Here is a 10,890-nt window from a genome sequence, read left to right on the forward strand (position 1 = left end):
GACGCGGCCGCCTGAGACGCGAACTTCCGATTCTCCCGATCGGCCTCCTCCTGCTGCTCCTTGGCCTTTCTCGCAGCCTGATCACGCGACGCGGCCGCCTGAGACGCGAACTTCCGATTCTCCCGATCGGCCTCCTCCTGCTGCTCCTTGGCCTTTCTCGCAGCCTGATCACGCGACGCGGCTGCTTGGGACGCGAACTTCCGATTCTCCCGATCGGCCTCCTCCTGCTGCTCCTTAAATTTCTTCCGACTTTCTTCTGCTTGCTGCTGTGCCTGTTTCTTCGTCTGCTCGGTCCGACGCTGATTCATCACCCGCTTCTCATCCTGCTGCTGCTTCACGGTGCCGCCACGCTCAGGCATCGGCACCGCTTTCGGCGCAGGCGCGGTCACCACCTTCTCCAGCTGTTTCACGGTCGGTGGCTTCACAAGAGGCGGCGGGCCTGGCGCCGCCTGGGCCGAGGCCGCGCCCAGGACACCGAAGAATGCCGTCAGAACACCGCCGGAAACCGAATAGAGGACTGCCCGTCGCAGATCGACCTTGGTGTCGTTCATGGGTCACCTCCGGCCCACGGATGCCGAGGACGAACCATCAGGGCTCGTCCTCGGGATCGCGCGGGTCTCGCTTGGCTTCGCTTGCGCTGATTCGAGCGAGACACTCACCCGGCCGGAGTCCTGTACCTGCTCCGGCTCCGGCGTGATCAGCTCGCCAAGAAACGGCTTGGGCAGGATGTGCGACTTCCCGGCGCCCGCCGGTGCCGCCGGCACCGCGGCCAAGGTGGGCGGCACCGGGCCCGTCGATTCGTCGTGGCCGAAGGCTGACGCCACCGCCACCCCGTCGCTCGCTGTCATCAGGCCTGCCACGCCGTTCTTCGAAGACCGTTTGAGATCCATGGCTTTCCGCCCTTGTATCCGCTGGCCGCGCCAGTCACGGCCAAACCAGAAGAGCACTATGCCGAGACCCGGTTCACTGGCGATTCATTTTCCAGCAAATCCCCTCGTACAGTTGAGAAAGCAGGCCGCACGGAACCGTGACCTGGAGCGACCAAGTGCAGTTCCACCTTGCACGCCCGTTCGAGCCGCGGCCGACGGTGCCGCCCTGAACCTGAAGCAGGGAACTGCTCGCCGCGCTGTTACTGGGTCTGCCCAGACTTCGGTCGACACCGGAGCCGGCTGTTTCTCAGGCCGCTGTTGCGGTGGTGTAGCTAGTCTCAAACTCGACTGGGTGAGCTTGCCAGCCGTCGTTGTCGGCGTTCGCGGTGGTATCTCGTCTCGATCTTCCTTCGCAGCAAGGAAAAGAACGATTCCATCGCGGCGTTGTCACCGCACGCACCGACCCGTCCCATCGACCCGGCCGGCCCGTGAGCACGCAGCAGACGCCGGTAGGCGACCGAGCGGAACCGGGCGCCGCGGTCGGAGTGGACGACGACACCGCGCGGGCTCCGGAGTGCGACCACGTTGCGCAGCGCGCTGACGGCGAGTGAGGCCCGCATGTGCGGGGCGATGGAGCATCCGACGATCTTGTTGGAGTAGCAGTCCTTGATCGCACACAGGTACAAGAGTTGGAGTCTTTGCCTGGACAGGGTTGGTGCTCGAGCGATTCGGTGACGGTTCTCCCAGACGTGTCGGAGAATCAGCCAGCGCTCTCGCCGATTTCGCCGTGCTCACCCACGCGACCACTTACGCCGCGACGAATACCGCTTTCTCGACGCCTGCGCCGACGGCAGGCTGGTCAACGTCCCGAAGGCCGGGCGTTACCCGCCGATGGCGCGTGGCCGGGAGTTCGTTCAGCCGGTGCTCGACGCGGCCCCGCGGCCTGTCGATCTCCGGCCCCCGGTAAATCAGGGGCGTCCGGCGGCACTTCCGGCTAAGGTGATCGGTATGTGTTCCGTCATCCACACTTGGCAAGCCATTCGCATCCGGTCGGCGTGCTGACCTGATGCCGCCCGTCGTCGGCGTCGAGGTCCACGTCCACTGTTCGCCAAAGGATGACAAGGATCTTGATCATGAGCGCACCTTCGCGCCCCATTTTCGTATTCGTTCACGGTGGTTCCAGTAACGCACGGGCCTGGGGCCCGCTGCAGAACGAACTGGCTCTGCTCGGGTACCGTTCGCACGCCGTCGACCTCCCCGGCCACGGCGACCTCGCGGACAGCCCCGCCGCCTACTACCGGCAACCGCAGGACCTCGCGGCACTGGCGGCCGCTCCCTCCCCGCTGCGCGGAGTCACGTTGCAGGACAACGTGCGGCATGTGGTGGACACCCTGCGGCGGCTCACCGGCCGAGGACCGATCGTCCTGGTCGGAAACAGCCTCGGCGGGCTGACGATCAGTGCCGTCGCCAACGCCGCGCCGGAACTGCTCGACCGCGTCGTCTACCTCTCCGCCCTCTGTCTCAGCGACCCGGCCATGCTCACCGAACCGTGGGACGTGGTCGACGACAACCTGCTGGACGCCCTCGCGGCGCGGATCACCGTGCCGGAGGTGGACGAACCCGGTGTGGCCCGGCTGAATTGGCGCAGTGCCCACGGCGACACGGCATTGTTCGCCGAGTTGAAGACCGCCATCATGGCCGACTCCACCGACCACCAGTTCCGGCTGTTGCTCGACTCCCTGGATCCGGACGAGAACTACGCGGTGCTCGAGCCGGGCGCGCTGGTTCAGGCAGACGGATGGGGGCGTGTTCCTCATACCTACGTCCGTCTCACCGCGGATCGCAGCATCACCCCGGCGGTCCAGGACCACATGATCCGCAAGGCCGACGGGTTGACTCCGCACAACCCCTTCGAGGTGCACACCCTGGACTCGTCGCACGTCGGCTACTTCAGCCGGCCGCGGGTCTTCGCCGAACTGCTGACCGGTCTCGTCTGAGACAGCGCCCCCGCCGCCGGCTTCGGCGGCGGGGGCGCTCTCGGGGTACTCACCAACCCGGTTTTCCATCGCCTACGAACGTTCAAGGGGCCCGGCAGTACAGCGACTGCCGGGCCTCTCGATGTCGCTAGTGTGGGATATCGAGTTGATCCTCAGTGCGGCAGCCAGCAAGAAGTGGTCTCATAAACGCGTTGAAATGGCGATGGGACAGCTCGTCTTTCCAGCTGTGATGGGTCAGACGCAAGGGCGTAAGATCGCCCAGGTCCAGCGGCGACGTCGGCTTCCAGAACACGCCGTACTTGCCTTGCTCTCCGAATGGCCGCGCGCGATGTCGTCCGGTTCAGCGAGTCGGCCGAGCGGCCGCACCCCGGTCAGCGCGTCGCGCGTCGCGCGTCGCCGCGTCCTGCCAGCGATGCGCGTTACGCGGCACCATGACGAACCCGGGCCGCACGCCGTTGCACCGGAGTCCGTGCGGTCCGAGTTCCACGGCGGCCGCGCGGCCAAGAGCCTCCAAGGCGGCCTTGGCCATTGCGTACGGCGCCTGCCCGCCCCAGGTCAAGGCCAAGCTAACGCCCGCCGCACGTCGCCACGTCCACGCGGACGCGCCACATAGATCAGCCGGGCACTATTTCGATCGAAATCGCGGCGCGCACCCTCTTCTCGAGTTCGTCCAGCTCGCCGGGGGTGGCCGCGTCGATGAAGAAGCTGACCGTGCGGTCGTCGGAGCTGGCCAAAGGCATCAGTTCGGTACCCCGCGGCTGGTGCACCAAGACCGCGCGCAGGGTGGGCGCGTCCTCGGGAGTGCCGGGCAGGATGTCCGGCCACACCCCGCTGGACCCGATCCAGACCGGGTACACGTCCGGCCACTCGACGGTGACGTCGGCCAGGATTCCGGTCTCGTGTTCGAGGTAGACCTGCCGCGTGTAACGGACCGGTCGTGGGTACGACGCTCGTTCGCCGAGGGCGATGCGGATGATCTCCGGTTCCAGCGGTGCGCCGGTGGCCAGGTGGTAGAGCACCAGGAGCCCGTCGCCGGGAGTACGGCCTGCGATCTCCATCAGCCTGGGCACGCCGTCCTGACCGACCCGCCATTCGGAATGCGCGATGCCGTCGGCGAATGCCAGAGCGGCGAGCAGCGCGCGGTTCGCGTCGAGCAGGCTGTCGCGAACGCTGTCGTCGGCGGTCGGCACACTGTGCGCGAGTTCGACGAAGGTGCGGGCGTGCGAGTCGGTGGTTTCCTTGCCGGTGACCGAGGCGAAAATGATCTCGCCTTCCTGCACAAGGCTTTCGACCGAGTACTCCGGGCCGTCGATCTTCTGCTCGATCAGGACGACCTCGTGGCCGGGATAGTCGGGGAGACGACGGCGCAGCTCGGCCTCGTCGTGCACGGTCTCCACGCCGGAGCTGGACGAGCGGCCCGCGGGTTTGACCACCGCCGGATAGGTGACGCCGGACAGGTCCGCGGTTTCCCGGTCTCCCGCGGGAATCGTCAGCGACCGCGGGCTCAGATCCGGGGCGTACCAGCGCTGCAGGAACTTACTACGGCAGGCGCGGCTCGCGCGCAGACCGGGCGACGGGACGCCGAGTGCGTCGCAGAGCAGGCCGGTCGGCTCGGCCAGGTAGTCGCCGACGGCGTAGGCGCCCACGATGTCGTACCTGTCCCGCCAGGCGGTGGCTTGCGCGATCGCCCCGGCGAGAAACGCGCCCTGCACGGTGAAATCACCCGAGACATAGCCGATCTCGGTGATCTGCGACGCCGGGTTGCCCGGGTCGCCGATCGCCTCGGCCGCCTGGTCACGATAGGACTCGGCGGTGATCACCAGGACACACAGGCCGCGCCGGGTCAGCTCGCCGAGGTAAAGCGGATTTCTCCTGATCACCGGGAAAGAGCCGGTGAGAATGACGGCTCCGGGCTTGTCTGTCCGCTGGGTCATGCTGCCTCCTCGCTGGTCGGCGGATCGGTTCAAAGGTCGGTACCGGTGACACGGATCGGCAGGCCCCACGCCGCGAGGCGGTCGAGCCAACGCGCGGCGGCCGCCGGGTCGGTCGCGCCCTGGACCAGGCCGGCGGGCAGGGCGCCGTCGAGCAGTTCGCCGATGCCGAGCGCGAGTGGAACGGACACACAGCGGGCCATCGCGCTGGCCCCGGGGTCCCCGGTGAGGTCCAGCGAGTACCGGCCCGACCAAGTACGTCCGTCCACGCGCCGGGCGGACATCTCGACGGCCAGCACCACGCGGTCCCGGTCCTGGGCGCGGGTCGGATGGCGGGCGGCGAGTTCGGCCGCGAGTTCGGTGATCCGGTCGGAGTCGCCTCGGCGCAGTTCGGCGAACACGTCCGCCCAGGCGTCGAGCCAGCCGTCCAGGCGCAGGGTGCCGCGTACGAAGGTGTCCAGCTGCCAGGCTTCCGGCACCCCGTACTGGCGGATGTAGGGCAGGCTGTCCCGGTTCGGATAGACCTCGAACCGTTCGCCGTTGAGGTCCAGCGGCCGCGCCACCTCCCACGGGCGATCGGCGACGTGCTTTTCGCCCGCCTCGACGTAGTGCGCCGGCGTGAGCAGCGCGGTGAGGACTCCCCGCGGGGCCCAGCTGAACCGGTAGCGGAACTCGTTCGGTTCGGCGGGAACCCCGCCGCAGTAGGAGGTGAACTCCGCCGTGACGCCAGTGTCCGGGCCCAGCGCCCGCGCCGCCCGTTCGACCAGGACGTCAGCGAAGAGGTGATCGATGCCCGGGTCCAGCCCGATTTCGGTGAGCACGGTGAGCCCCGCCGCGGCCGCCTTGTCCGCGCCGTCTCGGATCGCGTCCGAGGCGTAGCTGCTGCATGCGAAGTGCGCGCCCTTGTCGAGGCAGATCCGCAGCAGTCCCGGATGTTCGGTACCCGGCAGCATCGAGACGACGATGTCGCCCGCGTCGACCTCCGCGGCGAGCGCCTCGGGCGTGAACGCCCGTGGTTCACCTGTCGCGCCGAGCCGCTTCAGGCAGTCTTCGGCCTTGGTTTCGGTGCGGCCCCAGAGAATGACACGGGTTTGCCCGGCCACGGCCGTGAGGCCGGGACCGGTGGACAGTCCGGTGCCGACCCAGTGCACGGCCGGGGTGTCAGACATGATCTTCCTTCCGGTTGAGGTGGTGGTCCGCGCAGGCGGCGGCGAACGCGGCGAAAGCGCGCCGCCAGACGCCCGAATCGATGAGGTCCGACAGATACGGCGCGAGGTCCGCGGCGAAGTCCACAGTGGACTCGACTGGGAGCAGCGACGGCAGATTGTCGATCGCGATCACGTCCAGATCGCCCGCCTGGCGTACCGGATCCCGCCAGGTGGTGGTCTCGTCGTAGATCGGCAGCGCGTGGCACGGCGACCCGACATCGCAGGTGACGTCGGCGACCACGGTCAGCCGCCGGGGACGGCGTAGCGTGTCCCTGGTCAGGAACGGGGTGATCGGACCGGTGGCGAGGACGGCGTTGACCAGGATGTCGTGGTCGAGCAGGGCAGTCACGTCGAGGTCCCGCGTCTCTTCGAGATCCCACCGGGTCACTTCGGCGCCCGCCGCGGTGAGCGCGTCGGCCGCCCCGCGACCGCAGCGGCCGAGCGCGCCGATCACCAACGCGCGCAGGGGTTTTCGCTCCGCCAGAAGTGCTTCGTCCAGGCTCTCGCGGGCCATGGGTGCGAGTGGTTCGGAGAGCCGGCCGCGGTGGCGAAGCACGGCGAGCGCGGCGCCGACGTAGCCCGCCCAGTAGCCGAAGGCGGCGACGCGACGGCCTTCCTCATCGACGAGGCTCTCCAGATCCAGGAGCGCTCCTCCGCCTTCGGTGAAGCGGCGCAGCAGTGCCCGCGAGCCGGGCTGGTTCTTGTAGGCGTGCCCGAAGTAGATGTGCCGGTGTCTCAGGATGGCGGGATGCTCGGGCAGTTCCTTCAGCCCCAGTACGAACACCTCGTCCGAGGTATCGGACCAGCTGTCGGCCGGGACGAGCTCGCAGCCCGCGGCGACGTAGTCCTCGTCGCGGAATACCCTTCGCGACGAGGATTCCACACTGAGGGCGACGCCCGCGCGGATCACGTCGCGTGCCGAATCCGGGGACAACGGCGCGCGGCGCTCGGTCGGCCGGAACTCCTCGCGCATCAGCAAGCGCACTTCGCTCACAGCAGCAGCTCCGCGCTCTCGTGGTCGGTGGGCTCCGCCGTCGCGACCTCGCGAAGCAGCGGTTGTTCCAGAAAGAACGCGAACGAGGCATAACCGCGCCAGACCCGGTGCCACTCTTCCGCCACTGCCGCGGCACCACTGGTCCGCCGCACCCGGTCCAGATAGGCGACGATGATGTCGGCGGCCTGTTTGGCATGGCCGGCGGAGAAGTTGTCGATGGTCAAGTGCGCCTGCTCGTAGCAGTCGTCGAAACCGTGGTGACGCAGCTTCTGGATCTCGTGCAGTCGCATCTCCCCGGAGCCGAACATCTCGATCGCCAGGTTGTAGCCGAGGATCTCGTTGTAGAACCGGTCCGGGAACAGGCACATCGACAGCTGCTGCAACGCGAAACCGTACATGGCGTCGGGCAGTTCGTCCTGCTCGGTGAACTCCTCGGTCCGGATATGCGGCAGGTCCCGGCCCTGGCTGACCATCGCGCGGCGGGTCAGGGTGAGATGGTTCTTGCGCGGGTCACCATTGCCCATTTCATCGGCGTGAATCCGGAACAGCATCCCGTCGCTTTCCCGTTCCCGGCGGCCCAGCCTGCCGACACGGTGCAACCAGGCGCCGTCGATCAGGTAGGTCAGCTGGTAGGTGCTCTGTTCGAACAGCACTTCGTCGGCGTCCGGGACTTCGTCCAGCGGCTGGTACGGGTCGACCAGCTTCTCCCAGTAGATTTTCTCCGCCCGCGCGTAGAGCGCGTCGGCGTCGTACTCGAAGAAGCTGGCGTCGGTGTAGCGGCCACCCGCGCCGTGTTCGAACAGCACCTGCGCGTCGGTGAAACACCGCTCCGCCCGTTCGGCGGCCATGTGCAGGGTCGCGGCGTGGTTCTCGATGTTCACCAGCCGGTAGAACAGTTCGCGATCGTCGGACGGCGGCGAATCGTCGAACACGACGTCGTCCGGCCGGGCGTCGCGGATCGCGGCGGACCGGCGAGCCGCGAGATCGTCGCCGACGGTGTTCGGCCGCACGGTGATCGTGGGCTTGTCCCCCTTGTGCACGGTGGCGATCCAGTCGGCGAGTACCTTGGCCTCGCGTTCGTCGAAGATGCCGAACATCGCTCCCCCGAAACGGGTCGCGGCCAGAAACAGGCAGTCACCGTCCGGTTGTTCGGCCAGGTACGGGGATTCCCGGAATTCGGCGAGGAATTCGGCGAGCGCGGCGGGTCCGGCACCGGCTGCGGCGCGGCCGAATCCGGCGAACGTCTCCACCAGTGTCCGATCGCCCAGCGTGACCCGGCCGTGCTGTCTGCCTGCCAGCGGCGCGTGCCGGGAGATCACTTCGGCGACCTTCGATTCCAAGGTCTGGGTGCGCCGGAATTCGAGCAGTTCGGTGAGCAGGCCTAGGTGTTCCCTTTCCAGCGACAGCGTCAGTTCGACCGCGGCCAGCACCCGCTCACGGTCTTCCGGGCTCGCCTGGCCGGCGTACTCGGCGAGCAGTGCGTCGAGGTCGCCCGGCGGGATCGGCGGCGGTGTGCCCAGCAGCCGGTCGTCGAGCCCGAGCCGGTGGAACGCGTGGTGGACACCGACGACCTCGGGCAGGAAGTTGGCGGGCAGCACCGCGAGCGCCAGCGGGAAACACGCGAGCAGGATCGTCGCGGGCCGGGCCTCGGCACGGTCGAGGAAGTCGGCGGCGGCGACGTCGGGCAACGCCGCCCCGGCGTCTTCCAGTGCCCGAGCCCGGCGATGCCGCACGGATTCGAGCGGGTCACCGCCTCCGGCGAGGACGACGTGGTGGGCGAACAGGCGGTTCACCACGATGGCGGGCTGGGTGGCGGGCTGCGACACCGCGTCGAGCCAGCAGCCGTCGAGCAGGGCGATCACTCCGCGCTGACGAAGCAGGTCGGCGCGGACCTCCTGGTCGGCCGCGGCGATGGACGCGCGCACCGGAGCGAAATCGGCACGGGCCTGTTCGACCAGCTCACCGACGGCGGCGGGCAGGTCGTCCACGGCCCGCCCCCGGGGTCGCGCGAGGAAAGCGTGCAGGACCCGGCGAGCGAGCAACAGGGTCGCCTCGGACTCGCGGTCCTGCAACAGGGTGCGGAAGATCTCACGCGGGCCGGCGGCGATCACCGCGTCGACGACCTCGCCGGTGCCTGGCGTGAAGTGGAACGGCCTCGGTGGCAAGGAGGTCGTGGTGTCGTCGGGGACGAGGGTCGGCTCAACGGCCATCGGCCGCTCCTTCCGGTTTGCGGACCAGAACCCCGATGCGGGAGCCGGGAACGCTCGCTGCCAGCAGGTAGTGCCCGCCGGGACGGGCTCGGCCCGCGGCCTCGCGATCGGCGAGGTTGATCAGCGGGTCGGCGGCGAAACAATGACCGATCCGGGTGATGTTCGTGGTGTCCAGCTGGCCAGGGGCGAAACCGGCTTGCCGTTCCTTCATCACCAGCAGCGGCAGGTAGATGTTGGCGTGCAGCAAGGCATCCAGTTCCCTGGTGTCGATCCCGCGGGGGCCGAGAAGCTGCTCGTTGACCTGTTTGGCGAGGTCGGAGCTGATCTCGGACGACCAGTCCAGCGAAGCGGTCTCTTGAGCGGACGCGCAGCCGAGGACTTCGTAGCCGCCTTCCTCGGCGCCGACCAGGCACGCGGCGGCGCCGTCGCTGAACAGCGCGTACCCGGTGATCCGGGCGTCCTCGTCGAACACCCGATCCGCCGTGACGACGAGAATCCGCCGGAACCGCCCGCTGCCGACCAGCGCGGTGGCGATGTCCAAACCGGACAGCAGGTTGACGCAACGGCCCAGATTCGTGCCGTAGACGGGAATGTCGCCGAGACCGAGGCGGGTCAGCATTCCCCGGATGAACGTGCCGTGTCCCTCCGGTGGCCCCGGCAGGCAGGTCGAACAGAACACCAGGGCGTCGACCTCGTCCGGATCGCTCCCGCCGGCAAGCAGCGCTTTCGTGCCCGCGTCGACGGCGAGGTCGTCGAGTCCGCGCTCGGTGCGGAACACGCTGCCCCAGCCCCACAGTCCGGGTTCGAAGGCCAGCCCGTAGCGCTCGGCCTTGGCTTCCAGCCCTGGCAGGTCCGCGTGGTCGACCTCCTGCTCGCCGAGCACGTAACACGGATCGCTGAGGTATACACCGGTGGTCATCAGATGACCTCCACGTGGGTGGCGGCCTCGGCGTGCGCGCGCAGCAGGGAGACGACGGGTCCCGGATCGGGGTCGAAGTAGAAGTGCCCGCCGGTGACACGGAAATGCTCCGGAGGTTCGACGCATTCCTTGGCCCAAGGCGCGACCTGGACGTCGCCGACGTGCGGGTCCTCCGTGCCGACGATGACCGACACCCCGATCTCCAGCGGTGGTGTCCGCCGGTATCGGTACCCCACGGCCAGGTCGAAGTCCGCCTTGAGGCCGGGCAGCAGCAGGTTCAGCACGTCCTTGTCCGCGACGACCTCGGGCGGGAACTGCCCGAAGTACACCAGTGCGTCGGCGAAATCGGCGCCGTCGAGGTCGGCGATCCGGCGCACCCGCTCCGAGGGCAGCAGCGAGGGCGCGGAGACCCCGGACGCGGTCAGGTGGCCGACCGCGGGCAGGTCGCGCAGTCTGCGGGCGACCTCGAAGGCCAGCAGCCCGCCGAAGCTGTGGCCGAACAACTGCGCCGGCCGCGGATCCGCGCCGACCTCGTCGGCGATCGCGGCGGCGAGGTCGTCGGCGAGGTCGTCGAACACGGGCAGTGGTTCGTGCGCCCGGTGCGCTTTGCCCGGCGGGCAGACCGCGACGACGTCGATGTGGTCGTCGAGACGCTCCTGCCATTCCAGGTAGACGCGCGGATCGCCGCCCGCGTACGGGAAGCAGAAGACTCTGGCGGGGCGATCACCGCCGCGGGTGAGGAAGCAGTCGGGCACCGGGACG

General features: G+C 68.6%; 10 protein-coding genes and 1 pseudogene. 1 reads left to right on the forward strand and 10 read right to left on the reverse strand.

The annotated features are described in order from the left end of the window. The 3 genes and pseudogenes from ACZ6DT_RS16060 to ACZ6DT_RS16070 all read right to left on the reverse strand — a co-directional run. Positions 1 to 551 (reverse strand): hypothetical protein (locus ACZ6DT_RS16060; RefSeq protein ID WP_465594887.1); only part of this gene is annotated, 551 nt, incomplete at its 3' end. A gap of 3 nt (positions 552 to 554) precedes the next feature. After that, the gene (locus ACZ6DT_RS16065) at positions 555 to 890 is read right to left on the reverse strand and encodes a hypothetical protein (RefSeq protein ID WP_465594890.1); all 336 of its coding nucleotides are present in this window, start codon (positions 888 to 890) and stop codon (positions 555 to 557) included. A gap of 286 nt (positions 891 to 1,176) precedes the next feature. Next, a pseudogene (locus tag ACZ6DT_RS16070) lies at positions 1,177 to 1,555 on the reverse strand (DDE-type integrase/transposase/recombinase); the annotation flags it as partial. Between the two features lie 447 nt (positions 1,556 to 2,002). Here ACZ6DT_RS16070 and ACZ6DT_RS16075 point away from each other — a divergent pair. Beyond that, positions 2,003 to 2,866 (forward strand): alpha/beta hydrolase, encoded by an 864-nt coding sequence (locus ACZ6DT_RS16075; protein ID WP_465594893.1) that lies wholly within the window; start codon positions 2,003 to 2,005, stop codon positions 2,864 to 2,866. Between the two features lie 340 nt (positions 2,867 to 3,206). Here the strand turns inward: ACZ6DT_RS16075 and ACZ6DT_RS16080 are convergent, their stop codons facing one another. The 7 genes from ACZ6DT_RS16080 to ACZ6DT_RS16110 are packed head-to-tail and all read right to left on the reverse strand — an operon-like array spanning position 3,207 to position 10,883. Next, entirely contained in the window at positions 3,207 to 3,431 is a 225-nt protein-coding gene (locus ACZ6DT_RS16080) for an SDR family oxidoreductase (RefSeq protein ID WP_465594896.1), read from the reverse strand. 49 nt (positions 3,432 to 3,480) lie between these two features. Next, on the reverse strand, positions 3,481 to 4,800 hold the full coding sequence (locus tag ACZ6DT_RS16085) for an ATP-grasp domain-containing protein (RefSeq protein WP_465594899.1): 1,320 nt from the start codon (positions 4,798 to 4,800) through the stop codon (positions 3,481 to 3,483). 29 nt (positions 4,801 to 4,829) lie between these two features. Next, positions 4,830 to 5,966: a saccharopine dehydrogenase C-terminal domain-containing protein gene (locus tag ACZ6DT_RS16090; RefSeq protein ID WP_465594902.1), complete on the reverse strand. Its 1,137-nt coding sequence runs from the start codon at positions 5,964 to 5,966 to the stop codon at positions 4,830 to 4,832. Continuing rightward, positions 5,959 to 6,999: a saccharopine dehydrogenase gene (locus ACZ6DT_RS16095; RefSeq protein ID WP_465594905.1), complete on the reverse strand. Its 1,041-nt coding sequence runs from the start codon at positions 6,997 to 6,999 to the stop codon at positions 5,959 to 5,961. Before ACZ6DT_RS16095 ends, ACZ6DT_RS16090 begins: the two co-directional genes overlap by 8 nt. Next, positions 6,996 to 9,209, reverse strand: coding sequence for an iron-containing redox enzyme family protein (locus ACZ6DT_RS16100; RefSeq protein WP_465594908.1), 2,214 nt, complete (start codon positions 9,207 to 9,209; stop codon positions 6,996 to 6,998). Before ACZ6DT_RS16100 ends, ACZ6DT_RS16095 begins: the two co-directional genes overlap by 4 nt. Then, positions 9,199 to 10,128: a beta-ketoacyl-[acyl-carrier-protein] synthase family protein gene (locus ACZ6DT_RS16105; RefSeq protein ID WP_465594910.1), complete on the reverse strand. Its 930-nt coding sequence runs from the start codon at positions 10,126 to 10,128 to the stop codon at positions 9,199 to 9,201. Before ACZ6DT_RS16105 ends, ACZ6DT_RS16100 begins: the two co-directional genes overlap by 11 nt. Further along, positions 10,128 to 10,883, reverse strand: a complete 756-nt coding sequence (locus ACZ6DT_RS16110; protein ID WP_465594913.1) for a thioesterase II family protein — start codon at positions 10,881 to 10,883, stop codon at positions 10,128 to 10,130. Before ACZ6DT_RS16110 ends, ACZ6DT_RS16105 begins: the two co-directional genes overlap by 1 nt. Positions 10,884 to 10,890 lie beyond the last annotated feature (7 nt).

Source organism: Amycolatopsis sp. NPDC041971 (genome assembly GCF_055588925.1).

Excerpts from the sequence above, each read along its gene's own strand:
- ACZ6DT_RS16065 (WP_465594890.1), bottom strand. The coding sequence starts at position 890 with ATGGATCTCAAACGGTCTTCGAAGAACGGCGTGGCAGGCCTGATGACA.
- ACZ6DT_RS16075 (WP_465594893.1), top strand. The coding sequence starts at position 2,003 with ATGAGCGCACCTTCGCGCCCCATTTTCGTATTCGTTCACGGTGGTTCC.
- ACZ6DT_RS16085 (WP_465594899.1), bottom strand. The coding sequence starts at position 4,800 with ATGACCCAGCGGACAGACAAGCCCGGAGCCGTCATTCTCACCGGCTCT.
- ACZ6DT_RS16090 (WP_465594902.1), bottom strand. The coding sequence starts at position 5,966 with ATGTCTGACACCCCGGCCGTGCACTGGGTCGGCACCGGACTGTCCACC.
- ACZ6DT_RS16100 (WP_465594908.1), bottom strand. The coding sequence starts at position 9,209 with ATGGCCGTTGAGCCGACCCTCGTCCCCGACGACACCACGACCTCCTTG.
- ACZ6DT_RS16105 (WP_465594910.1), bottom strand. The coding sequence starts at position 10,128 with ATGACCACCGGTGTATACCTCAGCGATCCGTGTTACGTGCTCGGCGAG.